Source organism: Amorphus suaedae (assembly GCF_053629675.1).
In genome coordinates, this window is record NZ_JBRJIT010000002.1 from 1081741 (window position 1) to 1106689 (window position 24949).

The window sequence follows — 24949 nt, forward strand, 5'->3', positions numbered from 1 at the left end:
CTCGGGGTGTGCCCGCCGAAGGTGTCAGCCGGTTGGCCGGCTGGCGATCAGGTAGCGGTAGGCGAAGTCGGCGACGATCACGCCGTCCTGATTGCGGATGCGGCAGTTGAGGCGCGCGAAGCCGCGGCCGGGCTTCGAGGCCGAGCGCTTGAGATCGCTCCACCAGGCGTCGATGGTCAGCCGGTCGCCGGCCATCACCGGGTTCGAGAACGACACGGAATCGAGCCCCAGTCCCGACACCACCACCAGACCCTTCTGACCGTCCACCACCAGCCGCGTGCAGGCCGCGAGCGTGTGGATGCCCGAGGCCACGAGGCCGCCGAAGATCGAGGCCTTCGCCGCGTCGGGATCGATGTGGAAGGGCTGCGGATCGTAGGCGGTGCCGAAGGCGATGATGTCGGCCTCGCTCAGCGTGACCGAAAGCGACGGCAGGTGCTCGCCTTCTTCGAGGTCCTCGAAGTAGCGCCGGGCGGCGTGCTCACGATCTGCCGCGTCGTCCAAGCGCGTGGACGCTTCGCCTGCCGCCATCTGGAACTCCCTGAACGCATTGTCGCCCGCGACCGGAAACGGCGGGTGGTTCATCAAGTCGTAGCATTACCGGCAAAAGGCGATCCACTCTTTCGTCGGATGGGCCGGCAAGACGCGGGGATCGTTGGCCTTTCCGGACTGTCCCGTCCGATCGGACGGCGCCGGCGGCGCGGTTCCCCACAAACGATGCGGCCCCGCGCCCGGTTCGTCGGGCAGCGGGGCCGCAATGCTTACGGAGACATCCCGAACGACGAAAAGCGCGGCTCTCGGGGAGCCGCGCCTTTCAGTCGCGTCTTAGGAGCGGGCCGTCAGCCAGTGCCAGGCACCACGGGTGGTGCTGACGATGCGGCTGGGGCTCCGGGGCTCATCGTGCTTCTGCGACCGGACATAGAGAGCGCGGCCGAGGACGAGTTCATTCAACATGGTGGCCTCCGTTTATTGTCTGTTGTGCCTGAGCACTAATATGCACCTTGTGCGCCCGATTTCAAGAAAAAAGTGCAACGGGTGCGTTTCTGAGGCGCGCGCGGCGGGATTCCTGAGAAAATACAGGCAATGAGTGCATCTTCGCCCTCCGGGAGAGCCGAGAAGCCGCTCCCATTCAAGGCTGTATCGGCCGCCGGGCTTGCACCGGGCTCACCCCCCGTTGAACCGCGGTTCGTCTGGCTCCCCGATAATTCGCCGCAATTCACTTAGAAGAAATTAACCCTGCAGCCTGATTCGCCGGGTCCGGATGCAGTCTCGGGGGTCGGGTTAACGCTTGCGCAAGGGGCCGATCCCCATGGTCCTGCTTGTGAGGCAGTCGTCACGAGTGAGCCAGAAGAGATCGGCGTGGCGGAATACAAGCGAACAAGCGGGAGTAGGGTCATGCGGACCCAAGTCAAACAGTTGAACCCGATGGGACGGGTTGGAAGTTCCGGAGAGCTTGGGCTCGTCGCGGCACTTCTGGCTTCGGCCATCGCCGTCGCGCTGATGGCGGTCGGCGGTCCGATCGTGGGTCTGGTGGGCTGGATATTCGGGGCGGGAATCTGACCGCTCCGTGAGAATTGACGGCGGCGGGCCTTCCGCCGCCGGTTGCGAAAGGGCTCTCCCTTTCGGTCGTCCGACAAGCTGCTAAAAGGACTCCGGATGACCTGCCGCCCGCACCGGGCGCGCCAGGTGCCCGGATCGCCAGGGAGTGCAGAAGTTGGACGCGTGTCTCGTCGAGACCTCGGCTGAAGCCGGGGCTATTCCCATCTACGCCGCCACCGCCGCCAATGCCGACAGCATCGTCGAGGGCCTTGCCCCGCCGATGAAGGACTGGGCGCGCGCCAACGGCTTTGCCGGCAAGGCCGCCAGCGTGCTGGCGCTTCCCGGCCCGGACGGGGGAATCGGCGCGGCCCTTCTGGGCCTCGGGGCCGGCGAGGCGGATCCGTTCGCCGCCGCGGCCCTCCACAAGCTTCCCGCCGGGACCTACCGCCTCGAGAGCGGCTTCGACGATCCGGCCCAGGCCGTGCTCGGCTTCGCGCTGTCGGCCTATCGCTACGAGCGCTATGTCGCCTCGAAGGAGAAGCCCGTCCGCCTCGTCGTGCCCGCGTCGGTTGATGGGGCCGATGTCGACCGCATGGTCGCCGCCGCGCGGCTGACCCGCGACCTGGTCAACGCGCCCGCCAACGAGCTCGGACCGGCCGAGGTCGCCGCGGCGGTGCGCCGGGTCGGCGAACGCTACGGCGCTACCGTGACCGTCATCGAGGGCAAGGCGCTGGAGGAGGGCTTCCCGCTGATCCACGCGGTGGGTGCCGCGAGCCCGCGCGCGCCGCGCCTGGTCGACCTCAAGTGGGGGCCGGAGGACGCGCCGAAGGTGACGCTGGTGGGCAAGGGCGTGGTGTTCGACACCGGCGGGCTCGACATCAAGCCTGCGAGCGCCATGCTGCTCATGAAGAAGGACATGGGCGGCGCGGCGCATGCCCTCGGCCTTGCCCAGATGATTATGGATGCCGCGCTGCCGGTCCGGCTGCGGCTGCTGATCCCGACGGTGGAGAACGCCATTTCCGGCAACGCCTTCCGTCCGGGCGACGTGTTCAAGAGCCGCAAGGGCCTCTCCGTCGAGATCGGCAACACCGACGCCGAGGGCCGCCTGATCCTCGCCGATGCGCTGGCGCTCGCCGACGAGGAGGCGCCGGAGCTGATGATCGACTTCGCCACGCTGACCGGCGCCGCTCGCGTCGCGCTCGGGCCGGAGCTGCCGGCGCTGTTCACCGCCGACGACGCGCTGGCGGAGGCGATCGCCCGCCACGGCGCGGCGGTCAACGATCCGAGCTGGCGGCTGCCGCTGTGGCCCGGCTACCGGTCGTGGCTGAAGTCGGACATCGCCGACATCAACCACATCACCACCCAGCCGCTCGCCGGCGCGATCACCGCCGCGCTGTTCCTGGAGCGCTTCGTGGAGAAGGCCGGCTCCTGGGCCCACCTCGACATCTACGCCTGGTCCCAGAGCGACCGGCCCGGCCATCCGAAGGGGGCGGCGGCCCAGGTCATCCGGGCGCTCTATGCGCTTCTCAAGGAGCGGGCCGGAGCCACCCGATGAGCACCGAAACCCTGGACCGCCGCCTGAACGCCACCCGCCCGGACCTCGCCGACGCCCGCCTTCGGGACCAGGTGAGCGCCGAGCGGTTCGTGGACGGCACGCTGCGCCGGGTAAGCGCGGCGATCGCCCCGATGCGGCGCGAACCACGCGCCGACGGACCTCTCGACACCGAGGCGCTGGCGGGCGACCTGGTGCGCGTCTTCGAGGAGACCGCCGAGGGCTGGGCCTGGTGCCAGCGGGAGGAGGACGGCTACGTCGGCTACATGCCGGTGGAGGATCTGGGGGACCCCGATCCCGCGCCGACCCATCGGGTCACCGTCCCGTCGACCTTCCTGTTCCCGGGGCCGGACCTGAAGCTGCCGCCGCGCGCGACGCTGCCGATGGGCGCGTCGGTCGCGGTCGGCGGCCCCGAGATCCGCGGCGGCCTGACCTACGCCAAGCTCGCCACCGGCGGGGCGGTCGTCGCCAAGCACCTGGCGCCGCTCGGCGAGACCGCGCCCGACTGGGTCGCGGTCGCCGAAACCTTCCTCGGAACGCCCTATCTCTGGGGCGGCACGACGCGGGCCGGCATCGACTGTTCGGGGCTGATGCAGATCGCCTGCCGGATGGCGGGCATCGCCGCGCCCCGGGATTCCGACATGCAGGAGGCCGGGCTCGGCACGGCCGTGGAGGACAAGGGGCTGGCGCGTGGCGACCTTCTGTTCTGGCCCGGCCACGTCGGCGTCATGATCGACGGCGGCCAGCTGCTGCACGCCAACGGCTTCCACATGATGACGGTCATCGAGCCGGTGGACGAGGCGCGTGAGCGCATCGCCACCAGCGTGGGCCCGGTCCGCACCGTCCGGCGCATCCTGCCGGCTTCCTAGCTCGCAGGGGGCTGCAGGCGCCGACGTTTGGCGTTCCGCTCAGTAGCCCCGGACGCGGTCGACGACGTTCTGGAGCGGCTCGCCGCGCTCGAACGCCGCGATCTGGGCCCGGACGCCCCGGCAGATGGCGGCCGGATTGCTCTCGGCTGCGACGTGCGGGGTGATCACCACGTCCGGACGGTCCCAGAGCGGGCTCGTCGCCGGGAGCGGTTCGGTCTCGAACACATCGAGGGAGGCGCCCTTCAGGGTGCCGTCCTCCAGCGCCGCCAGGATGTCGGTCTCGACCTGCAGGCCGCCCCGCCCGGCGTTGATCAGCACCGGTCCGCCGAGCGCGCCGTCGCGGGCGAGCCGGGCAAACAGCGCGGCGTCGAGAAGGCCGCGCGTTTCCGGCGTCAGCGGCAGCAGCACAACCAGGATGTCGGTGCGCGCCAGGAAGCCGTCGAGCGCCGCGGCGCCGGAGACGACCTCGATCCCCTCGACGCTCTTCGCCGAGCGATTCCAGCCGGTGACCTGGTAGCCGAGCCGCTGCAGCACGGCGGCGGCGTCGGAGCCGAGCACCCCCATGCCCATCACGCCGACCCGGAGCTCGGTCGCCGCCGGGAAGTTCTCCGACCGCCATTCGTGCGCCCGTTGACGCGCCTGGAAGCGCAGCGCGCCGCGATGGTGGGTCAGCACCTGCAGCACCACCCATTCCGTCATCCGCCCCGTCATGTCGGGATCGACGGCGCGCACGATCGGCCGGTCGGGCAGCGAGCTGTCGGCCAGCAGCGCGTCGACGCCGGCGCCGAGGTTGAAGATGACGTCGAGATTGGGAAGCCCGGCCAGCAGGTCGCGTGGCGGCTGCCAGACGACCGCGTACCGGATGTCCGCCGGGTCGTAGGGGTCGGTGCCGTGAACGACGACCCGGCGACCGTCCGCGACGGCTTCCAGGTGGCGGCGCCACGGTTCGGGCGTGAAGCCCCGGGCTGCGAAGAGAATGCTCATGGCGATCAGGTGCCCGAGCCGGGCGCCGAGATCAAGCGCGCGTACGGAGGAGTGGCCGCCGGTCAGGCCTCGCCGGCCATCGGCATGGGGGAGGCGGGCCGGCCGGCGGCGTCCGGCTCGATGTCCAGCGCCTCGATCCGGCCGCCGCGCTTGGCCACCTTCTCCGCGGAGATGACGATCTGCTCGACGTCCCGCTGGGCCTGGCCGAAGTGCTGCTGCAGCTTCATCACCCGCTCGGTCATGCGGTCCACGTCGTCCATCAGGTGGCCGACCTCGGCACGGATCACGTGCGCCTCCTCGCGGATGCGGGCGTCGCGGATGACGGTGACAACCACCTGGATCGCAAGCTGCAGCAGCGTCGGCGACAGGATCACCACCCGGGCCCGGTAGGCGCGCTGGATGACGTCGGGAAAGCGGTCGTGGATCTGGCCGAACAGCGATTCCGACGGCACGAACACGAAGGCGATGTCCTGGGTTTCGCCCGGCACCAGATACTTCTTCCGCACGTCGTCGATGTGCTTGATGAGGTCGCGGCGCGCGCCCTGCTGGGCTTCCTTCAGGGCGGCATCGGTGTCGGCCGCCTCGATCCGCGCGAACGCCTCGAGCGGAAACTTCGCGTCGATGCACAGCACCGGCGCGCCGTTCGGCAGCCGGATCGTGCAGTCGGGGCGCACCCCGGTCGACAGCGTCGGCTGGAACGAGAAGGCGCCCTCCGGCAGTCCGTCGCGGATGATCGCCTCCATCCGCGCCTGGCCGAAGGCGCCGCGGCTCTGCTTGTCGGCGAAGATCCGCTCCAGCTGCGATACCTGGTCGGAAAGCCCCGACATGGTGCGCTGGGCGCGGTCGATGACGGCCAGCCGTTCGTGCAGCTGGCGCAGCGTCTCGTGGGTCGCGTTCGACGACTGCGACATCGAGGTGCCGAGCCGGTGGCCCATGCCGTCGAGGCGCTCCGACACGGCCCGCGTCAGCTCCGACTGGCGGCTGCCGAACACTTCCGCCACGGTCTGCAGCCGGCCCGACGTTTCCGCCTGCATGCGGACGATCTGGGCCATCTGGGCTTCCATCGCGCGTGCCGCCTCGGTGTCGCCGGAGCCCCCCTTGCGGGCGGAAAGGCGGAGGACCGCGACCAGCAGGATGACGATCACCACCGCCGCGGCGCCCAGCAGCGCCTCGGTCTGGGTCACCGCGTGGCCTTGAAACACGAAGATCGGATCCGACATTCCCGGAGGATAGCTGATTCGCGGTTTGTTCCGCCGATGCTTGCCCGGGGCGTGCAGGCAGTCGGGGAATGCGGCCGTGCGAGCCGCCGATCCGTTGACCGAAAGCGTTGCAGACAATAAATCGGCATGATGTCCAAACGATCGATCCTTCTGATACCGGACCCCACCCTCCGCAAGGTCGCCGCTCCGGTCGGCGCGGTGGATGACGGCGTGCGCGCCCTCATCGACGACATGCTGGAGACCATGTACGCCGCGCCGGGCATCGGCCTGGCGGCGCCGCAGATCGGCGTGCTCGACCGCGTCATCGTCTGCGACGTGGGGGGCGAAGACGACGAGGAGGAGCGGCGGCCGATGGCGCTGGTCAACCCGGAGATCGTCTGGAGCTCCGATGAGCTGCGCGTTCATCAGGAAGGCTGCCTCTCGATCCCGGAATACTACGAGGACGTGGAGCGGCCGGCCGAGGTCGCCGTGCGCTTCCTCGATCGCAACGGCGATCCTCGGGAGATTAAGGCGGGCGGTATCCTCGCCACCTGTCTCCAGCACGAGATCGACCACCTGAACGGCGTTCTGTTCATCGACTATCTGTCGCGCCTGAAGCGTGACCGGGTGACCAAGAAGTTCGTCAAGCAGGCCCGCCAGGCCGCCACCGAGAAAGCCTGATCCTTGCCGCCGCGCCCCGCGGCGGCGGTCACAGCACGGGATATCCGATGCCGCTCAGGCTCGTCTTCATGGGCACGCCCGATTTCGCCGTGCCGGCGCTCACCGAGATCGTCGGCCAGGGCCACGACGTGGCTGCGGTCTACACCCGCGCGCCGGCCCGCGCCGGCCGGGGCATGGAGGCGCGCAAGTCGCCGGTGCACGAGACGGCCGAGCGCTTCGGCCTGCCGGTGCTCACGCCCTCGACCCTGAAGGGCGAGGAAGCGGCGGCGGCGTTCGCGAGCCACGGCGCCGACGCGGCGATCGTGATCGCCTACGGGATGATCCTGCCGCGCTCGATCCTGGAGATCCCCGAAGCCGGCTGCTTCAACGTCCACGCCTCGATCCTGCCGCGCTGGCGCGGTGCGGCCCCCATCCAGCGCGCGATCATGGCCGGCGACAGGGAGACCGGCGTTGCCGTCATGCGGATGGAAGCCGGCCTCGACACCGGCCCGGTCTGCATGATCGAGAAGGTGGCGATCGGCGACGACATGACGGCTTCCGACCTGCACGACGTGCTGGCCCGCCTGGGCGCGGACCTGATGGTGCGCGCGCTGGGCGCCATCGAGCGCGGGACGCTCGACGCGGTGCCCCAGAGCGAGGAGGGCGTCACCTACGCCGACAAGATCGCCAAGGAAGAAGCCCGCATCCACTGGTCGCGACCGGCGTCCGAGGTCCACAATCACATCCGCGGCCTGTCGCCGTTTCCAGGGGCGTGGTGCGAGGTCGACGTGGGCGGAAAGACCGAGCGCATGAAGGTCCTGCGCAGCCGCCGCGAGGAGGGGACCGGTGCCCCCGGATCGGTGCTCGATGCCGAAGGGCTGGTGGCCTGCGGCGAGGGCGCGGTGCGGCTGGTGCAGGTGCAGCGTGCCGGCAAGGCGCCGATGGCCGCCGACGAGGTCTTCCGCGGCCTGCGGCTGGCGCCCGGGGCCGCGCTTCTCTGAGCAATTTCGGGGCGCAGGAAAGCGCCCTTTCGGTTGTCCGTCCGACACCGGATCGCAAGAATGGCCGGCCATGCCACTCTAGGCTGATTGCCCGGGAGTGGCGTCATGCGCCGGTCGCCCGCAGTTGAAAGCACGTGTCGGATGCCCCGCTACAAGCTGACCATCGAATATGACGGCGGCCCCTTCGTTGGCTGGCAGCGCCAGGCCGAGGGGCTCTCCGTTCAGGGCCGGCTGGAGGAGGCGATAAGCGCGTTCGCTAGCGAAACCGTCACCATCGGCGGGGCGGGCCGCACGGATTCTGGCGTCCATGCCCTCGGCCAGGTCGCCCACGTGGACCTCGCGAAGGAATGGCCCGGCGACACCGTCCGCGACGCCACCAACGCGCACCTGCGTCCGGATCCGGTTGCGGTGGTCGCGGCCGAGCGGGTGGCCGACGACTTCGATGCCCGCTTCTCGGCGACGGCCCGGCACTATCTCTACCGCATCGTCAACCGCCGGGCGCCGCTCACCGTGGATGCCGGGCTTGCCTGGCAGGTGTCGGCTCCCCTCGACGCCGAGGCCATGCACGCTGGCGCCCAGCGCCTCCTCGGCCATCACGACTTCACCACCTTCCGCTCCACCCACTGCCAGTCGGCCAGCCCGGTCAAGACTCTGGACCGGCTCGACGTCATGCGGGCCGCCGACGAGATCACCGTGATGGCGTCGGCCCGGTCGTTCCTGCACAACCAGGTGCGGTCGCTGGTGGGCTCGCTGGTTCAGGTGGGGACGGGCAAATGGCGGCCGGCCGACCTGGAAGCCGCGCTCAAGGCCGCCGACCGCACCCGCTGCGGCCCCGTCGCGCCGCCCGACGGGCTGTATCTGATGCGCGTGGATTATTGAGGGCTTCGTCGCGCGCGCCGCGGCGCTTGCTTCCGGCTCCGCGCTGAGAGCGGTGGGTGGAGACGGCCAGGCGGGCGGCCGGAACAGCTCGGCTTGGCCGGACTACTCCCGGTCGTAGTCGCCGAGCATGTGGCCGTTCATGCCGCAATAGTCCTGCTCGATCGCCCGGTTCGCCTCGGTGTCGTCGACGGTCGCAATGTCCTTGGCGAAGGTCACGGTCATATTCTCGTCGCCGACGGAAAAACGGTGCGCGCCGATCGGCTTCGCGACGCCCGAGTACGTACACACCCAGCGCACGTTGCCGCCCGAAACCGCCACGATGCGCAGCTTGGGGCCCAGGTCGCGCACGAAGAGCGCAACGTCGCCCATCGCGTAGTCGCCGTCCTCGGGGCTCGAGCGACCCTCGATCTCGGCGATCCGGGACCGGTAGGCCGACGCCATGCACGCCGCGTCCGCGCAGGCATCGCGCGTCTTGATCCAGTCGCGCTGGCTCTTCTTGAGGAGCGCAACCAGCGCGTCGTCGAAGTCGATGCGGCCCATCAGGTCGCGATAGGCGGTGCCGAGGTCGCCGTCGAGCCCGGAGAGGGTGGCATCACCGCAGATCGTCTTTTCCGTGCGGCTAGCGGCCTTGGCGCAGTCGAAGCTCGCGGCCTGGACCGCGGCAGGCATCGTCGCCATCAGGGCGGCGGCGAGCAATCCGATGCGAAACAAGTGACCCATCTGGGGTGTTTCCCGTTCATTGGACCGTGCCGGTCCCGGGCCGGCGGTCCTTGTCACAACCTGGAAAGCATCCTATCCGGTCGGTGAAGCGGCGGGCTATGTCATATGCTGCCCGCGCACCCCGTGGGGGGCTCATTTTCTGCAGGAGGAACGGCACCTCGATGTCCGGCTACGAGAAACCTGCGCTCTACGATCTGGTGCGCACCATCCCCGACTATCCGAAGCCCGGGATCCAGTTCCGCGACATCACCACGCTGATCGCCGATCCGATCGGACTGCGGACCGCCGTGGACGGGCTGCTCTGGCCCTATCTGCGCGAGCCGGTGGACATCGTCGTGGGGATCGAGGCGCGGGGCTTCATCCTCGGCGGCGCGGTGGCCCACGAACTCGGTCGCGGCTTCGTGCCGATCCGCAAGAAGGGCAAGCTGCCTGGCAAGACGATCGGTCAGGACTACACGTTGGAATACGGCGTCGACACCATCGAGATCCATGCCGACGCGATCGCACCCGGACAGCGGGTGCTGGTCATCGACGACCTGATCGCCACTGGTGGCACGGCCGACGCGGCGATCGAGCTGTTACGGCGCTCCGGCGCGGAGATCGTCGGCGCGGCCTTCGTCATCGACCTGCCGGCGCTCGGCGGCTCGCAGAAGCTCCGCGAGAAGGGGCTCGTCGTCCACACGCTGATGTCGTTCGAGGGAGACTGAGGGAGGCGGCCCACCCGCCGGACCCCGCCCCGAAAATGGGGCGGCCGGCACGGCCCCCCAGCCTCATGTGCCGGCCGCCGGCCCCGCCGCGTCACTGACACCGACTGGAGCCGGTATCGGTCGCGCGGGACACGGTGCGCCTGCGGCCCGATCCGCCAGCCGAGTGGCTGTCAGCGGGAGCCCGCAGGGCGGCGCGACCTTAGCCGCCAACCGTTGACGAAAGCACCCCCGGAAACCCGCAGAGCGCCCGCGCCGTCGGTGCCTCACGTGGCGAGGTGGTGCAGCACGATGCCCGACGTCGTTGCCACATTCAGCGAATCGAAGCGTTCGGACATCGGGATGCGCACGGTGGTCATGCGGCCGAGCACGTCGGCCGGCAGCCCGGGGCCTTCCGCACCGAGGAACACCGCCGCCCTCGCCGGCGCGGGCAGGGCGGACAGCGTCCTATCGCCGGCGGGTGTGAGCGCCAGCGGCTCGATGTCGGCGTTCCGCAGCCCGTCGAGCAGTTCCGACGTGTCGGCGAAGCGGGCGAACGGCACCATCAGGCTGCCACCGACGGAGACGCGGATGGCCTTGCGGTAGAACGGATCGCAAGAGGTGGGGTCGAGCAGCACGGCATCGGCACCGAAGGCAGCCGCGTTGCGGAAGATGCCGCCGACGTTGTCGTGGTTGGCCAGCCCGACCAGCACCGCGATCCGTGCCTTCTGTCCGGCCAGCGGCAGCAACGCGCGCCAGTCGGGAAGGGGACCCCGGTGGCCGTGGGCCAGCATCCCCCGATGCAGCGGAAAGCCGGCGACGGCGTCCATCACGGTCCGGTTCGCTGTGTAGACCGGAAAGTCGGGGGCGGTGCCGGCAAGCAGCCGCCGCGCCGCGTCTATCCGGTTTTCGGCGACGAGCATCGAGCGGGGGCGGTAGGGCGAGCGCTTGAGGAGGACATCCAGCACAACCGCGCCTTCGGCTATGAAGCTCTCCTCGCGGCCGACGAGATCTCGCTCGCGGATGTCGCGATAGGCCGCGATCCGCGGATCCTCCGGATCCTCGATCCGGAGGAAGTCCGGAAAGGAGTCGGCCCCTGCCGCCACGTCGGTCATCACCGCGCCGTTTCGAGCTCTTCCTTCAGGATCTCGAGCTCCAGCCAGCGCTCCTCGGCGGCGTTGCGATCCGCCGCCTTGGCAGCCAGCTCGTCGGTCGCCTTCTGGAAGGCGTCCGGGTTCTTGGTGAACAGCGCGGGATCGGCGAGCTTCGCCTGCAGGGCCGCCATCTCGGCATCCAGCGCGTCGATCTTGCCCGGCAGCGTTTCCAGGTCGTGCTTGTCGCGGAAAGAGAGCTTGCCGCGCTTTTCGGCGCGCGCGCCCTTGCCCTTGTCGGCGCCCCCGCGCTTCGAGCTGCCCGTCGTCTCGTCTGAGGCCTCGCCCGAGCGTGCGCCGCGCTGGGACAGCATGTCGGTGTAGCCGCCCGCATACTCGACCCATTTGCCGTCGCCTTCGGAGGCCAGCACCGAGGTCACAGTGCGGTCGAGGAAGTCGCGGTCATGGCTGACCAGCAGCACGGTGCCGGAATAGTCGGCGATCAGCTCCGCCAGCAGGTCGAGGGTTTCCAGGTCCAGATCGTTGGTCGGCTCGTCGAGGATCATGACGTTGGACGGCCGGGCGAAGGCGAGCGCCAGCATCAGGCGGCCCCGCTCGCCGCCGGAGAGCGCCGAAACCGGCGAGCGCGCCTGCTCGGGGAGGAACAGGAAGTCCTTCAGGTAGCCGGCGACATGGCGGGGCGTGCCGCCCACCATGATGGTGTCGCTGGAGCCGCCGGTCAGCGTCTTCCACAGGGTCTCGGTGGGATCGAGGGCCGCCCGGCGCTGGTCGAGCGAGACGAGCTCGATCTGGGTGCCGATGCGCACCTCTCCCTCGTCGGGGGCGAGGTTGCCGGTGAGCAGGTTGATCAGCGTGGTCTTGCCGGCGCCGTTGGGGCCGACGATGCCGAGCCGGTCGCCGCGATTGATCTTGATGGTGAGGTCGCTGACGATCGGCCGGCCGCCATAGGCCTTGGAGATCCCTTCCGCCGCGACGACACGCTTGCCCGAGGAGCCCGCCTCGCTGGCCGCCATGGTGACGTTGCCGACGGCGCGGCGCAGGTTCTGCCGCTCCTCGCGCATGGAATGCAGCGCGCGCAGGCGGCCCATGTTGCGCTTGCGCCGGGCGGTCACGCCGTAGCGCAGCCATTCGTTTTCCTGGGCGATCCGCTGGTCCAGGCGGGAGCGTTCCTTCTCCTCCGCCGCGATCACCTCGTCGCGCCAGTCCTCGAAGTGCGCGAAGCCTCGATCGAGATGGCGGGTGGTGCCGCGGTCGAGCCAGGTGGTCGAGCCGGACAGCGCTTCCAGAAACCGCCGGTCATGGCTGATCAGCACCAGCGCGCCGCGGCGCGCCTTCAGGGTGGCCTCCAGCCATTCGATGGCAGGAAGGTCCAGATGGTTGGTGGGCTCGTCGAGGAGCAGCACGTCGGGTTCCGGCGCCAGCGCGCGGGCGAGCGCGGCCCGGCGCGCCTCGCCGCCGGACAGCCGGCCGGGCTCCTCGTCACCGGTCAGGCCGAGCGCCTCCAGCAGGATCTGGCCGGAATGGCTCGCATCGCCGGGCGCCAGGCCGTCGTCGACGTAGTCGCGCACGGTGGCGAACCCGCTGAGGTCGGGCTCCTGGACGAGGTAGCGGATGGTGGCGCCCGGCTGCACGAAGCGCCGGCCGGAATCGGCTTCGACGATGCCTGCCGCGATCTTCAGGAGCGTCGACTTGCCCGAGCCGTTTCGGCCGACCAGGCACAGCCGCTCCTGTGGCCCGAGCGTCATTTCGGCGCCGTCGAGCAGGGTCGTGCGACCGAAGGTCAGGTGGATGTCCTGAAGCGTCAGGATCGGAGGCTGGGCCATAAATCGGAAACTCGGGATCTGACGGCGTGGTTCGGACGGCAGAGATAAACGCCGGGCAGGCCGGAAACAACGGGGCGTGGCGAAATGAGACGGTTCGCTCGTCGCGATCGAACGTTTCAGCCACGCGCCATCTTCGTCCGGGTTAACCGGCCATTAACCATGTTGGCGCGACCCTGTCAGTCGAGTTGAGCCGGATCCCGGGTCGGCACCGGGGTACAACTGGAGGGACGGGGCATGACGGTCTACGCGGTCTACTACGGATCGAACGCGGCGCGATCGAGCGCCTTCGACGCCGAGCTCGGCGAGCGCTTCGGCGACACCTACCGGGTCAGCGACGACTTCTGGCTCATCGACACCGCGCGCGAATCCGACACCATCTACGGCAGCCTGCGCGCCTCGGTCGGCCAGGGCGACCGGCTGTTCATCGCCGAGATCACCCGCGATTTCTTCCCCTGGCTGTCCCAGAGCGCGCTCGGCTGGCTGTTCTCGCCCCAGCGGTCCTGGAAGGGGCGCTACGTGGCGCGCGACGTCGCCGAACGGATCTACGCCGCCGCAGCCTGAGCGCGTCGGCCCACGCCCCATCTGACGGTCTTCGAACGGCCCCGGCGGATCCCGTCGGGGCCGTTCTGCGTTCGGGCGCGACGCAGGCCGGAGGAGGGGGTAAGTTTCCGCACCAACAAGCAGAACAAGGGAGGAGCAAGCATGGCCGGACTGGTGATGAGCCTGATCGAGACCACGCTCGACGACGCGGGCGGCGAAGCGGTACTGCCCGCCGTCGCGCACCGCATGATCTACGTTGCCTCGGGGGAGGTCACCGCCACAGATCGTCGCGACATCCGCCGCCTGGGCGAGAATGCGGGTGCCTATGCGCAGGGTGAGCTGACGCTGCGCGCCGAGGCGCCGTCGCGGGTCTGGTCCTGGCAGTTGTCGCCGCAGGCGGCCGATCCTTCCGCGCTTGCCGGCTCCCATCTGAAGCTCGAGCGTCCGCTGGACGACATCGCGGTGCCTGGGCGCTACGTCATGCGCCTCGACCGCGTCGACTTCCCGCCGGGCGCGGTGGCCCACACCCATGTCCATCCCGGCCCGGGCATCCGCGTCGTGAAGAGCGGCGAGATCGAGATCCGCCAGACCGGCGAGAGCCACCGCTACGGGGCCGACGAGGCCTGGTTCGAGCGCGGGCCCGATCCCGTCCTTGCTCCGACGACCGAGCGCGAGCCGACCACCTTCATCCGCTGCATGGTGCTGCCGACCGACTGCCGGGGGCGCAACACCATCACCTACGTCGATCCGGCCGATGCGGACCGCCCCAAGCTGCAGCGCTACTTCCGCTTCATCGACACGCTGATCGAAGTGTGAGCAAGCCCGGAGCGCGCGGCTCTCCGGGTTCGGCGATCTACGCCAGGTAGCCGATGATGATGCTCGATTCCACCAGCACCCGGCCGCCGCGCACCAGGTCCAGCTCGACCGAGGTCCACGGCAGGCCCGTCTCGTGCATCACGAGACGGGCCTTGATGGAACGGACCGACGTCCCCGCGTGAGAGAGCGTCAGCATGGCGGTCTCCGGGTGTCTTGCGGAGCGACGGGTCCGAAGATCAGAAGTCGACGCGATCTCCGCCCTTCAGCGCCAGCATCTCGCGGGCCTCGTCGGGCGTCGCGATTTCGTGGCCGAGGTCCTCGATGATGCGGCGGATCTTGGTGACCTGCTCGGCGTTGGAGGCGGCCATCTGGCCGCGCCCGAGGAACAGCGAGTCCTCCAGTCCGACCCTGACGTTGCCGCCGAGCTGCACGGCGGTGGTCGCGAGCGGCATCTGCGCCGCACCCGCGCCCAGCACCGACCATTGGTAGTTGTCGCCGAACAGCCGGTCGGCGGTGCGCTTCATGAACACCAGATTGTCCACCTCCGCACCGATGCCGCCGAGGATGCCGAGCACGAACTGCAGGAAGATCGGCGCCTGGAACAGGCCCGTGTCCATGCCGAATTTCAGATTGTAGAGGTGGCCGACGTCGTAGCACTCGTGCTCGAACTTGATGCCTTTCGGTCCGAGCGTGTTCGCCACCTGGGCAATGTCGCGGAAGGTGTTGCGGAAGATGTAGGTGTCGGATTCGGCGACGTAGTCCTTCTCCCAGTCGAACTTCCAGCTGTCGTAGCGCTTGGCCAGCGGATGGAAGGAGAAGTTGATCGAGCCCATGTTGAGCGAGCACATCTCCGGCGAGAAGCGGTTGGCCGGCGCGATTCGCTCCTCGATGGTGGTCTTCAGGCTGCCGCCGGTAGAGATGTTGATGACCGCGTCGGTGGACTGCTTGATCACCGGCAGGAAGCGCTCGAAGTCCTCGGTGCTGATGGAGACGGCGCCGTTCGCCGGGTTTCGGGCGTGCAGGTGCAGGATCGCCGCGCCGGCCTCGGCGGCGTCGATCGCCTGCCGCGCGATGTCCTCGGCGGTGTAGGGCAAGGCATCCGACATGGTCGGCGTGTGGATCGCGCCGGTGATGGCGCAGGTGATGATCGTCTTCGGACGCCCGCGGGCCATGAAAGTCTCCTGGGTTAGGATTGTCGGGTGATGACGCGGCGCCGGAGCGGGAAGATCTCCAGGCCGAAGCGGTCGGCGAGATAGCCCCACACGCCGCGCCGCGCGAACAGCATGATGAGAATGGCGAGAGCGCCGAGAGCAATCAGGTAGACCGCACCATAGTCGGCGAGCGTCTCGCGCAAAACGAAGAAGATGAGCGTGCCGACGATCGGCCCCTCGATGCGGCCGACGCCGCCGATGACCGCGATGAAGATGACGAACGCCGTCCAGTCGTTCACCGAGAACGCCGCCTCCGGCGAGATGCGCAGCTTGGTGAGGAAGACCAGCGCGCCGATCATCGCGGCCCCGGCGGCGGCCACCACGTAGACCAGCAGCTTCACCCGCCCGATGCGCACGCCGAGGCTGGCCGAGGCCCGTTCGCTGTCGCGGATCGCGGTCAGCGCCAGTCCCAGCCGCGAGCGCAGCAGCAGGTAGATCAGACCCACGATCGCGGTGACGAGCGCCAGCGCCGCCCAGTAGGTGACGGCCTCGCGCGCGTCGCGGCCGTCGGCGATGGAGCGCACCACGTCCACCGGCAGCGACGATCCCGATCCGCCGCCCAGCGCGGAGATCTGGGCGAATCCGAGCCGGGCCACCTCGGCCAGCACCCAGGACCCGATGGCGAAGTAGGCGCCGCGCAGCCGGAACAGCAGGAAGGCCGCCGGCACCGCGGCGATCGCCGCGACCACGCCGGCAAGCGGGATCGCCAGCAGCGGATTGACGCCGACGAAGATCGCCAGCGCGAACAGGACGTAGCCGCCGAGGCCGACGAAGGCATGCTGGCCCACCGACACCAGCCCCGCATAGCCGGCCAGCAGGTTCCAAAGGCTGGCGAGCCCGATATAGGCGTAGATCTCGATCAGCAGCCGCAGGTCGGCGCGGCCGGCCCACCACGGCGCGGCCGCCAGCGCGGCGAGCGCCAGCAGAAGGACGAGGCCGGCACCCTGGCTGAAGCGGCTGGCGCGCTGGACGGTGATCGCCATGTCAGTCGTCCATCCGCGGCATCAGGCCCTGGGGCCGGAGCGCCAGGATCACGAGGAAGGTGAGATGGCCGGCGAGCAGCTGCCAGCCGGGGTCGATCTGGGCGCCGATCGTCTGGGCGACGCCGAGGATGATGCCGCCGAGCAGCGTGCCCCAGATGTTGCCGAGCCCGCCGATGATCACCGCCTCGAAGCCGTAGATGAGGCGCGCCGGACCACTCGCCGGATCGAAGTTCGCCCGCATCGCCAGGAACACGCCGGCGACCGCCACCACGGCCAGCGACAGGGCCATGGCGCCGGCATAGACCTTGCGGTTGTCGAGCCCCATGACCTGGGCGATCTCGGCGTCGTCGGAGACCGCCCGGAAGGCCCGGCCAAGCGCGGTCCTGTAGAAGACGACCTGCAGCCCACCGACGGCGGCCACGGCGGTCGCGAACATCAGCAGCGGCAGCACGCCCAGCGAGATGTCCGGGGTGAGGTGGATCGAGGCGGTCTCCAGGGCGCCGGCATAGAGCTTCTGGCTGTCCGCCGAGTAGACGGTCAGCAGCACGTTCTGGAGGATGACGGAGAGCCCGAACGTCACCATCAGCGGCGGTAGGATGTCGCGGCCGAGCGTGCGGTTGAGCACGTAGCGCTGCAGGGCGTAGCCGAACGCCGCCATCAGCGGGATGGTGACGACCAGGCTCAGCAGCGGGTGGATCCCCAGCACATCCACCACGCTCAGCGCCAGGAACGCCGCCAGCACGATCAGGTCGCCGTGGGCGATGTTGACGAGGCGCATGACGCCGAAGATCAGGCTCAGCCCCGCCGCGAACAGGCCGTAGAGCCCGCCCAGCATGATGCCCTGGAGAATGGCGTTGGCCCACTCCATCAGGCCGTCTCCAGCCCGAAGTAGGCGGCGTTGATCGCCTCGCGCCCGAGTGCTCCGGGGGCGCCTTCCAGTGCCACGCGGCCTTCCTGCAGGCAGTAGACCCGGTCGGCGACCGCCATGGCTTGGGAGATGTCCTGCTCCACCAGGATGATCGCCGTCTCGGCCTCCCGCACGGCGCCGAGGCTCTGGTAGATGTCCTTGACGATGACCGGCGCGAGGCCCAGCGACGCCTCGTCGATGAGCAGGATGTCGGGGTTGGCCATCAGCGCGCGGCCGATCGCCACCATCTGGCGCTGGCCGCCGGAGAGCTGTTCGGCCGGGTTGGCACGGCGCTCCTTCAGCACCGGAAACAGCGCGGTGACGGTCTCCAGCGTCCACCGCCCGGGGCGGTTCAACCGGCCGCCGATGACCAGATTCTCCTCCACCGACAGCGAGCGGAACAGGCGCCGGCCCTCGGGAACCAGCACGACGCCCTTTGCCGCCATCTCGTAGGCCGGCCGGTCGCCGACCGACTCGCCGCGCAGGTGGATCGCGTCGGCGCGGTTCGGCATCAGGCCCATGATCGACTTCATCAGGGTCGACTTGCCGGCCCCGTTGGCGCCGATGATGGCGACCGTCTCACCGGCGGCGAGTCGGAAATCGACGCCGAACAGCGCCTGGAAGTCGCCGTAGAATGCGTCGAGCGCGTGGGTCTCCAGAAGCTCAGGCATCGGGGTCGGCGCCCATGTAGATCTCCTGCACCGTCTTCGACGCCATCACGGCCCGTGGCTCGCCCTCGCCGACGAGGCGGCCCTGGTCGAGCACGATCAGCCGGTCGACGACCGCCAGCAGCGCGTGCACGACGTGTTCGATCCAGACGATGGAGACGCCCGAGGCGCGGATCTCGCCGATGGCGGCGATCAGCGCCCGGCACTCGCCTTCGGTCAGCCCGCCGGCGATCTCGTCGAGCAGCAGCAGCCGCGGCTTGGCGGCGAGCGCCCGGGCAAGCTCCAGCCGCTTGCGCTCCAGAAGCGTCAGCGATCCGGCGAGCGCGTTGACCTTGGCGTCCAGCCCGGCGAGCACAAGCGCCTCCCAGGCCTGGGTCTCCGGATCGGCGCTGACCGTCTCCGACCCGAAGAAGGCGCCCACCAGCAGGTTTTCGAACACCGTCATGCCCTCGAAGGGCTGCGGCACCTGGAAGGTGCGGACGATGCCTCGTCGGCAGCGCGCCGTCGCCGGCAGCGCGGTCACGTCGCGGCCCTCGAACGACACCCGTCCGGAATCGGCGGGCAGGGCGCCGGCGACCAGGTTGAACATGGTCGTCTTGCCGGCGCCGTTGGGCCCGATCACGCCCAGCGCCTCGCCGTCGGCGACCTCGAACGTGAGGTCTTCCGCGACGACGAGCGCGCCGAAGCGCTTGCATACGCCCTGAACCTCGAGAAGCGCCATGGACCGGTGCCTTCGCCTGCGCGGCCGCCTACGACAGCAGCTTCAGCTTGCCGCCGGTGGGGATCTCCGGCGCGGTCTCGTTCGTGGTGATGACGAGGTCGGCCTTGTCGCCGTCCTTGCGCCACTGGCCGGCGACCAGCGGGGTCTTGGAGACGTTCCGGACCGGCTGGCCGCTCCAGTTCACCGGGCCGACGATGGTGGCGAGGTCGGTGGAGGTGATCGCCTCGAGGATCGCGTCCGGGGAGGTGTCCTCCGACCGCTTCAGGACGTCGAAGGCCACCTCGAACAGCGCGTGCTTGAAGCCGATCGGCTGGGTCCAGGGCCGGCCGGTGCCGTCGGTATAGGCGGCGCAGAGCTCTCCGGCGGTCTGGTTGGTGAGCGAGGAGGAGAACGGATGGTGCGGCGACCACCAGATCTCCGAGGACAGTCCGTCGCCGCGGGCGCCGAGGCTGTCGATCACCGAGGGAAACAGCAGTGCCTTGCCAACGGTCACGACCTTCGGCTGGAAGCCCTGCTGCGCCGCCTGCGACCAGAAGGTCGCGAAGTCAGGCGGGATCATGTTGCCGGTGATGATCTGGCAGTCGGCCTCCTTGAAGGCGGAGATCTGCGCCGTGAAGTCGTCGGAGAGCGGCTGATAGCGGCCCGGATCGGTGAGGGTGTAGCCGGCCTCCTTCAGCGCTGGGGGAAACCCGAACACCGGGTCGGCCCAGGCGTTGCCGTCGGCGTCATTGGGGAACAGCCCGCCGATCCGCTTCTCCACACCCGATCCGTTCCACAGGTCCAGGAAGGCGGCGATCACGTCCTCCAGCCCCCAGAAGAAATGGTAGGTCCAGTCGAAGCCGGTCTTCGGGTCGCCGTTGCGGCCGAAGAAATAGGGCTGCCACGGGCAGTCGGTGGTGATGCAGGGCACCTCGTTGATCTCCGCCTGGTCGGCCACCGGGTTGGTGGTGTCCGGCGTCGAGGCGGCCATGATCAGGTCGACCTCGTCGGAGAGGATCAGGTCGGCCGCCACTTCGGCCGCGCGGTTCGGGTTGGACTGGCTGTCCTTGACGATGATCTCGATGGCGACCTTCTCGCCGCCCCGGTCGAGCATGCCGCCGGTCGTCTTCCTGATGCCGTCGAGCACGAACTGGTCGGCCTCGGCGAACGCGGCGAGGGGACCGGTCTGCGGGCTCACGAGCCCGATCTTGATCGGCCTGCCGGCCGCGAAGGCGCGGCCCGGCCGCCAGATGGCCGGCATGGCGAGGGCCGAGGCGCCGGCGCCGATGAAATGGCGACGGTTGATCTGGAATTTGCGGGTCATGGCGTTCCTCCCTGAGATCGTTGTCTCTGGCCCCGGCGTCTTGGCGCGCCTCGGGGCCCCGGTCAGTCGTCGAGGATCGTGTCGAGCCTCTTCAGGTGCGTGGCGACGCGGGCACGCACGGCGTCCGCCTCCTCCTTCGTCCAGCGACGGAAGCCTTCGCCGGACTTCATGCCGAGCTTGCCCTCGGCCACGAGCTTTTGCAGGTAGGGTGACGGCCCGGGCCGGCTGTCGATGTCCGGCAGCACGATCTCGTGGACGGCGAGCGCCAGGTCGGTGCCGACGAGATCGGCGTTCTCCAGGGGGCCGAGCACCGCGAGCCTCCGCCCGAAGCTCTCCTTGATGACCGTGTCGACCGCCTCGGCGTCGCAGATGCCGTTCTCCACGAGGCTGACCGCCTCGCGCCACAGCGCGTGCTGCAGCCGGTTGCCGATGAAGCCCGGAACATCCTTCTCGACCCGCACCGGCCGCTTGCCGACCTCGGTGAGAAGCTCCATCACGGCATCCATGGCCGTCTCGTCGGCCCACTCGGTGCGGATCACCTCGACGAGCGGGATCATGTGCGGCGGGTTCCACCAGTGGGTGCCGAGCGCACGGCCCTTGCGGGAAAGCCCGCCCATGATGGTGGTGATCGGGATGACGGACGTGTTGGAGCAGAACAGGCAGTCCGGCCGGGCCACCGCCTCGACGTCCGCGAAGATCGCCTGCTTGAGGGCCGGCTTCTCCGGCGCCGCCTCGAACACGCAATCGGCGTCGGCCACGGCCTCGGCGAGGTCGGCGGTCGCCGAGAGGCGCGACAGCGCCGCCTCGATCTCGCCGGCCTCGCAACCGAGCGCCGCCATGGAGGCGCGCACCCGGTCGGGCAGGCTGTCCCGCGTCGCCGCATCGGGATCCTGGACGACGACGCTCCGTCCCGACTTCGCAAAGGTCAGCGCGATGCCGTGGCCCATGAGGCCGGCACCGATGACCGCCATCCTGTCCAGCATCTTGCTATCCTGCCGTGTAGCCGCCGTCGGCGTAGAGGATGTGCCCGGTATAGAAGTCGGACGCCTTGGAGGCCAGGAACAGCAGCGGCCCGGCCAGATCCTCCGGCTCGCCGAGCCGGCCCTTCGGCACGCGGCTGAGGAAGCCGCTGCGCACCGTTTCGGCGGCCGGCGTATCCTCGAACATCCAGGCCGTCAGCGGCGACCGGAAGACCGTCGGGGCGATCGCGTTGACCGTGATGCCGGTGGGGCCGAGCTCGCAGCCGAGCGCCTTGGTCATGCCGTCGACGGCCGCCTTGGAGGCGCAGTAGGCGGTGTAGCCGGCCGGGTGGCCGAGCAGACCGCGCGCCGACGACACCAGCACGATCTTGCCGCCCGTCCCCTGCGCCTTCATCTGCTTCGTCGCGGCGCGCGCCAGCAGCCACGACTGGGTGACGTTGGCGTCCATCACGTCGGTGAACGTCGACGGATCCATCTCGTCGATCTTGGCGACCTTGTTCATGCCCGAGGCCACCACGAGGATGTCGAGGGCTCCGTGGGCGTCGACCGCCGCCTTCACCATCGCCTCCGCGGCGGCCTCGTCGTTCGGCCGCGCATTGGCGGTGGCGACGTCGGCGCCGAGGTCGCGACAGATGCAGGCGATCTCGTCGAGCGCCTCGGCGTTTCCGGCCGCCAGCGTCAACTTGCAGCCGGCGCCGGCCAAAACCCGTGCGGCCACCTGGCCGAACGCACCGGAGGCGCCCGCGATCAGGGCCGACTTGCCGGCGACGTCGAACAGCGACAGCGGCGTATCGATCGCGCTCATCGTTTGCCCCCGGGGTAGGGCATCACCACCAGCATGGTGCAGGTGTCGTTGGAGTTGTTGACGATGCGCCGCTCGACGTTCGGGCCGATGGTGATGGAATCCATCGATCCCAGCACCACCGTTTCGCCCTCCGCCTCGACGGTCATCTCGCCGTCCAGCACCACATAGACCTTCTCCAGCGGCGTGGCGTCCGGCCCGGCGCCGCCGCCGGGCAGGAAGTGCGAGCAGCCGACCCAGAAATTCTCCGGGCCGCCGTCCTCGAAACCCTGCAGCCGCAGCCCGCGCATGTCGAAGTGGTTCGGGGCCTCGTAGGGCTTGGTGTCGTGGAAGCGCTTGACGAGCATCAGAAGCTCTCCCCGGCTTCGATGCGGTAGCCCTGACCCTTGTCGATCATCGCCACCAGCCGGATGATGCAGCCGTCGCCGCGATCCCAGTTCCACGGGAAGAAGGCGAAGGTCACGCGCTTGCCGGTCACCGCGTCGAGGTCGCCGCCGACATTCTCGATGCCCAGGATGCCGGCCCGGAACAGCTTGCCGTGCACCGGCTCCCATTCGGGGAAGGCCTCGTCCCAAGCGATGCCGCCGGACCACTCCTTGTATTCCTCCGCGAGGTGCGGAAGCAGCGGGCCGTTGCGGTGCGGGCCGATTGCGGTCGCCAGCGGATGGTCGTTGGCCTGGGTGTCGTGGCCGACCACCTTCACGCCCTTCTCGATCATCCAGTCGGCGGCCGACGGCACGAGGCCCGGGCAGTAGGCGAAGTAGTCGCCGTCCTCGTAGACCTTGTGCCAGCCGGTGTTGATGATCAGCACGTCGTTCTTGCGGATGGCGTGGCCGCAGGCCTTTTCCAGGTCGTCGGCGGTGATCTGCTCCCACTTCTTCTTCGGGATCGAGACCACCAGGCCGGAGCCGAAGAAGTGCGGCAGCGGCACCTCGTCGATGAACGGGGTGCCCTGGACGACGTGGGCCGGCGCATCGATGTGGGTGGTCACGTGCATGGTGGTCGTCAGCGTCTGGGAGAGGACGCCCGACTTCGCCATGTAGTGCATCCGTTCGATCTGGACGTCGCGGAAATAGGGCCAGTTGGGGCACTGGAAACCGTAGCGGTGGCTGAGGTTGTAGAACTCCAGCCCCATGTCGTTGTCGGTGTTCGCCTGGAACTCGATTCCGCGCACGGTGATCGACATGGACAACCCTCCCTGTATGTATCGTTATTTGAGACAGAAAGGTGCGGCTGGCAGTCGGGGGTGTCAATATGATCGACGCCGGCTCTGCCGGTGAGGTTGCTGGCTTTTCCTAACCGATTGAAAAGATTAAGGTGGGGAAGCGGCCGTTCGGAGATTGGCGTCCTCCCCACGACAGCCGCCCCAAGATTCAATGTATTGCATCACGATACACAGGTGCCCGGTGCTTGATCCCGACTCCCCGTCTTCCCCCCGCGAGGCGGGCATCCAGTCCATCGCCCGGGCGGCCGCCGTGCTGCGCGCGCTGGAGCGCTCGCCGACGGGCATGAGCCTCGGCGAGATCGCCGCGGCGCTCGATCTTCCGCGCTCGACCATCCAGCGCATCGTCGACGCCCTGAAGGACGAGGGATTTCTCATCCGGGCCTCGCCGCGCGGCGGTGTCCGGCTCGGTCCGATGCTGCTGCGTCTCGCCGGTCTCGCCGAGCACGCCTCGGCCAAGCGCATCCGCCCGCTGATCGCCGATCTTTCCCACCGGCTGCGCGAGACGGTCGACGTCTCGACGCTGCAGGGCGGGGCGGCGGTGTTCGTCGACCAGGCGACCGGGCGCCAGCGCCTCGTCGCCCAGTCGGCGATCGGCGAGCGCTTTCCGCTGTCGGTGACGGCGCCGGGGAAGGCGCTGCTGGCGCTCCTCGATCCGGCCCATGCCCGGGCGGCGCTGGGGCGTAGCCTGAAGGAATTTCCGTCCTGGCCGCTCGACGACGCCGAGGCCTTCTGGGCGGAAATCGAGACCTGCCGCGCCCGCGGGTATGCCTATGACGAGGAAAGCCATTCGCCCGGCATTGCAGCGGTTGGCGTTGCGTTCATGGATCCCGACGGGCTGCCGCTGATGATCTCGGTGCCGAGCCCGGCCCAGCGCTTCCGCAACAACCGCGAGCGCTTCGCCCGCGACCTGCTGCGCACCAAGCGCGAGGCGGAACGGTTGCTGAAGCGCGACCGCGAGGGGTAGGGGCGCCGCCACGGGCCCACGCCCGCCCGCCCTCCCGCCAACGTCGCGCCAGCCGCACATTCTTCATCGCGCCAAGAAGCCACCTCCGTCGGTCCGTTTGAACGACCCGCGAAAATCCGCTTGCGCACCGATCAAAACGATATATCTTTCGATGCATCGAAAGGAGATATCTTATGCATCAGTATTACGACATGGACGACGCCTGCTCCTGGGGACCCGGATGGGCCCGTGGCATGGCGGGCGGACGCGGCCACGGCGAGCGGGACGGCCGTCGCGGCCCACGCGGGCGCCACGCGTCCGATGACGAGCGTGGCTTCTTCGGGCGCGGCATGGGGCGCGGTGGCCGTGGCGGCGGGCGGGTGTTCGGTCCGGGCGAATTGCGCCTGGTGCTGCTCGCCCTTCTCGCCAAGACGCCGACCAACGGCTACGGCCTGATCTCGGAGATCGAGGGCCGGTTCGGCGGTGCCTATGCGCCGAGCCCGGGGGCCGTCTACCCGACCCTCACGCTTCTCGAGGAAAGCGGCCAGATCCGCGCCGTCGACGATGTCGGCCAGAAGCGGATCTACGAGGTCACCGAGGAGGGCGCCGCCTACCTGGACGAGAACCGCGATACCGTCGACGCGGTGATGACCCGCATGGCGGTCTCCGCCAGGGCCATGGCCGGCGGCAAGGCGCCGCGCTCGGTGCACGAGGCGGTCCACACGCTGATGGCGGCTGTCCGCTTCCACAGCCGCGGCTGGGACGGCGCCGAAGCCGATCGGGTCCGCCTGATCCTCGAGCGCGCCGCCCGCGACATCAGCGAGGGGTGAGC

General features: G+C 69.3%; 29 protein-coding genes. 11 read left to right on the top strand and 18 right to left on the bottom strand.

Annotated elements, in window-relative coordinates:
* Positions 1 to 24: 24 nt before the first annotated feature.
* Positions 25 to 528 (bottom strand): MaoC/PaaZ C-terminal domain-containing protein, encoded by a 504-nt coding sequence (locus tag AB7M35_RS18695; protein WP_453961932.1) that lies wholly within the window; start codon positions 526 to 528, stop codon positions 25 to 27.
* A gap of 294 nt (positions 529 to 822) precedes the next feature.
* Positions 823 to 951 (bottom strand): hypothetical protein, encoded by a 129-nt coding sequence (locus AB7M35_RS18700; RefSeq protein WP_453961933.1) that lies wholly within the window; start codon positions 949 to 951, stop codon positions 823 to 825.
* 441 nt (positions 952 to 1392) lie between these two features.
* Between AB7M35_RS18700 and AB7M35_RS18705 the strand changes: the two genes are divergently transcribed.
* The 3 genes from AB7M35_RS18705 to AB7M35_RS18715 all read left to right on the top strand — a co-directional run bounded on the left by AB7M35_RS18705 (position 1393) and on the right by AB7M35_RS18715 (position 3957).
* Positions 1393 to 1557, top strand: a complete 165-nt coding sequence (locus tag AB7M35_RS18705) for a hypothetical protein (protein WP_453961934.1) — start codon at positions 1393 to 1395, stop codon at positions 1555 to 1557.
* A 154-nt stretch (positions 1558 to 1711) separates the two neighbouring features.
* Positions 1712 to 3091 carry a leucyl aminopeptidase family protein gene (locus AB7M35_RS18710; protein ID WP_453961935.1) on the top strand — a complete coding sequence of 460 codons (1380 nt, stop codon included), beginning with the start codon at positions 1712 to 1714 and terminating at the stop codon, positions 3089 to 3091.
* Positions 3088 to 3957: a C40 family peptidase gene (locus AB7M35_RS18715; RefSeq protein WP_453961936.1), complete on the top strand. Its 870-nt coding sequence runs from the start codon at positions 3088 to 3090 to the stop codon at positions 3955 to 3957. Before AB7M35_RS18710 ends, AB7M35_RS18715 begins: the two co-directional genes overlap by 4 nt.
* A gap of 39 nt (positions 3958 to 3996) precedes the next feature.
* Here AB7M35_RS18715 and AB7M35_RS18720 read toward each other — a convergent pair whose 3' ends face one another.
* Both AB7M35_RS18720 and AB7M35_RS18725 read right to left on the bottom strand, forming a co-directional pair.
* Complete coding sequence (locus AB7M35_RS18720) at positions 3997 to 4941, bottom strand: 2-hydroxyacid dehydrogenase (RefSeq protein ID WP_453961937.1); 945 nt, start codon at positions 4939 to 4941, stop codon at positions 3997 to 3999.
* Positions 4942 to 5003: 62 nt separating this feature from the next.
* Positions 5004 to 6143, bottom strand: coding sequence for a DNA recombination protein RmuC (locus tag AB7M35_RS18725; protein WP_453961938.1), 1140 nt, complete (start codon positions 6141 to 6143; stop codon positions 5004 to 5006).
* A 147-nt stretch (positions 6144 to 6290) separates the two neighbouring features.
* On the opposite strand from AB7M35_RS18725, the gene def reads away from it, so the two are divergent.
* From def to truA, 3 genes are all read left to right on the top strand, one after another.
* Positions 6291 to 6821 carry a peptide deformylase gene (gene def, locus AB7M35_RS18730; RefSeq protein ID WP_453962569.1) on the top strand — a complete coding sequence of 177 codons (531 nt, stop codon included), beginning with the start codon at positions 6291 to 6293 and terminating at the stop codon, positions 6819 to 6821.
* A 47-nt stretch (positions 6822 to 6868) separates the two neighbouring features.
* A complete protein-coding gene (fmt, locus tag AB7M35_RS18735) occupies positions 6869 to 7801 on the top strand; it encodes a methionyl-tRNA formyltransferase (protein ID WP_453961939.1) in 933 nt (310 codons plus the stop codon).
* A 141-nt stretch (positions 7802 to 7942) separates the two neighbouring features.
* Positions 7943 to 8680 carry a tRNA pseudouridine(38-40) synthase TruA gene (gene truA / locus AB7M35_RS18740; RefSeq protein WP_453961940.1) on the top strand — a complete coding sequence of 246 codons (738 nt, stop codon included), beginning with the start codon at positions 7943 to 7945 and terminating at the stop codon, positions 8678 to 8680.
* Between the two features lie 102 nt (positions 8681 to 8782).
* Here the strand turns inward: truA and AB7M35_RS18745 are convergent, their stop codons facing one another.
* Positions 8783 to 9400 (bottom strand): lysozyme inhibitor LprI family protein, encoded by a 618-nt coding sequence (locus AB7M35_RS18745; protein ID WP_453961941.1) that lies wholly within the window; start codon positions 9398 to 9400, stop codon positions 8783 to 8785.
* Between the two features lie 161 nt (positions 9401 to 9561).
* On the opposite strand from AB7M35_RS18745, the gene AB7M35_RS18750 reads away from it, so the two are divergent.
* Positions 9562 to 10107, top strand: a complete 546-nt coding sequence (locus AB7M35_RS18750; protein ID WP_453961942.1) for an adenine phosphoribosyltransferase — start codon at positions 9562 to 9564, stop codon at positions 10105 to 10107.
* 263 nt (positions 10108 to 10370) lie between these two features.
* On the opposite strand, the gene AB7M35_RS18755 is transcribed toward AB7M35_RS18750, so the two are convergent.
* Together AB7M35_RS18755 and AB7M35_RS18760 are read right to left on the bottom strand one after the other, a co-directional pair.
* A complete protein-coding gene (locus AB7M35_RS18755; RefSeq protein ID WP_453961943.1) occupies positions 10371 to 11198 on the bottom strand; it encodes a TrmH family RNA methyltransferase in 828 nt (275 codons plus the stop codon).
* Positions 11198 to 13018 carry an ABC-F family ATP-binding cassette domain-containing protein gene (locus tag AB7M35_RS18760; protein ID WP_453961944.1) on the bottom strand — a complete coding sequence of 607 codons (1821 nt, stop codon included), beginning with the start codon at positions 13016 to 13018 and terminating at the stop codon, positions 11198 to 11200. The genes AB7M35_RS18755 and AB7M35_RS18760 overlap by 1 nt, the downstream gene beginning before the upstream one ends.
* 234 nt (positions 13019 to 13252) lie before the next feature.
* Between AB7M35_RS18760 and AB7M35_RS18765 the strand changes: the two genes are divergently transcribed.
* Positions 13253 to 13579 (top strand): hypothetical protein, encoded by a 327-nt coding sequence (locus tag AB7M35_RS18765; RefSeq protein ID WP_453961945.1) that lies wholly within the window; start codon positions 13253 to 13255, stop codon positions 13577 to 13579.
* Positions 13580 to 13720: 141 nt separating this feature from the next.
* Positions 13721 to 14374 carry a hypothetical protein gene (locus tag AB7M35_RS18770; RefSeq protein ID WP_453961946.1) on the top strand — a complete coding sequence of 218 codons (654 nt, stop codon included), beginning with the start codon at positions 13721 to 13723 and terminating at the stop codon, positions 14372 to 14374.
* 37 nt (positions 14375 to 14411) lie between these two features.
* Here the strand turns inward: AB7M35_RS18770 and AB7M35_RS18775 are convergent, their stop codons facing one another.
* The 11 genes from AB7M35_RS18775 to AB7M35_RS18825 all read right to left on the bottom strand — a co-directional run bounded on the left by AB7M35_RS18775 (position 14412) and on the right by AB7M35_RS18825 (position 23135).
* Entirely contained in the window at positions 14412 to 14570 is a 159-nt protein-coding gene (locus AB7M35_RS18775) for a hypothetical protein (RefSeq protein ID WP_453961947.1), read from the bottom strand.
* A gap of 40 nt (positions 14571 to 14610) precedes the next feature.
* On the bottom strand, positions 14611 to 15546 hold the full coding sequence (locus AB7M35_RS18780; protein ID WP_453961948.1) for a 3-keto-5-aminohexanoate cleavage protein: 936 nt from the start codon (positions 15544 to 15546) through the stop codon (positions 14611 to 14613).
* Positions 15547 to 15560: 14 nt separating this feature from the next.
* The gene (locus AB7M35_RS18785) at positions 15561 to 16568 is read right to left on the bottom strand and encodes a branched-chain amino acid ABC transporter permease (protein ID WP_453961949.1); all 1008 of its coding nucleotides are present in this window, start codon (positions 16566 to 16568) and stop codon (positions 15561 to 15563) included.
* Between the two features lies 1 nt (position 16569).
* A complete protein-coding gene (locus AB7M35_RS18790) occupies positions 16570 to 17436 on the bottom strand; it encodes a branched-chain amino acid ABC transporter permease (RefSeq protein WP_453961950.1) in 867 nt (288 codons plus the stop codon).
* Positions 17436 to 18146, bottom strand: a complete 711-nt coding sequence (locus tag AB7M35_RS18795; RefSeq protein ID WP_453961951.1) for an ABC transporter ATP-binding protein — start codon at positions 18144 to 18146, stop codon at positions 17436 to 17438. The genes AB7M35_RS18790 and AB7M35_RS18795 overlap by 1 nt, the downstream gene beginning before the upstream one ends.
* Positions 18139 to 18864: an ABC transporter ATP-binding protein gene (locus AB7M35_RS18800; protein ID WP_453961952.1), complete on the bottom strand. Its 726-nt coding sequence runs from the start codon at positions 18862 to 18864 to the stop codon at positions 18139 to 18141. The genes AB7M35_RS18795 and AB7M35_RS18800 overlap by 8 nt, the downstream gene beginning before the upstream one ends.
* Positions 18865 to 18892: 28 nt before the next feature.
* A complete protein-coding gene (locus tag AB7M35_RS18805) occupies positions 18893 to 20167 on the bottom strand; it encodes an ABC transporter substrate-binding protein (RefSeq protein ID WP_453961953.1) in 1275 nt (424 codons plus the stop codon).
* Positions 20168 to 20229: 62 nt separating this feature from the next.
* On the bottom strand, positions 20230 to 21150 hold the full coding sequence (locus tag AB7M35_RS18810; RefSeq protein ID WP_453961954.1) for a 3-hydroxyacyl-CoA dehydrogenase family protein: 921 nt from the start codon (positions 21148 to 21150) through the stop codon (positions 20230 to 20232).
* Between the two features lie 4 nt (positions 21151 to 21154).
* A complete protein-coding gene (locus tag AB7M35_RS18815) occupies positions 21155 to 21952 on the bottom strand; it encodes an SDR family NAD(P)-dependent oxidoreductase (RefSeq protein WP_453961955.1) in 798 nt (265 codons plus the stop codon).
* The gene (locus AB7M35_RS18820; RefSeq protein ID WP_453961956.1) at positions 21949 to 22296 is read right to left on the bottom strand and encodes a cupin domain-containing protein; all 348 of its coding nucleotides are present in this window, start codon (positions 22294 to 22296) and stop codon (positions 21949 to 21951) included. Before AB7M35_RS18820 ends, AB7M35_RS18815 begins: the two co-directional genes overlap by 4 nt.
* Positions 22296 to 23135, bottom strand: a complete 840-nt coding sequence (locus tag AB7M35_RS18825; RefSeq protein WP_453961957.1) for a cyclase family protein — start codon at positions 23133 to 23135, stop codon at positions 22296 to 22298. The genes AB7M35_RS18820 and AB7M35_RS18825 overlap by 1 nt, the downstream gene beginning before the upstream one ends.
* A gap of 220 nt (positions 23136 to 23355) precedes the next feature.
* On the opposite strand from AB7M35_RS18825, the gene AB7M35_RS18830 reads away from it, so the two are divergent.
* Both AB7M35_RS18830 and AB7M35_RS18835 read left to right on the top strand, forming a co-directional pair.
* Positions 23356 to 24138 (top strand): IclR family transcriptional regulator, encoded by a 783-nt coding sequence (locus AB7M35_RS18830; RefSeq protein ID WP_453961958.1) that lies wholly within the window; start codon positions 23356 to 23358, stop codon positions 24136 to 24138.
* Positions 24139 to 24311: 173 nt separating this feature from the next.
* Positions 24312 to 24947, top strand: coding sequence for a PadR family transcriptional regulator (locus AB7M35_RS18835; RefSeq protein ID WP_453961959.1), 636 nt, complete (start codon positions 24312 to 24314; stop codon positions 24945 to 24947).
* Positions 24948 to 24949: the final 2 nt, after the last annotated feature.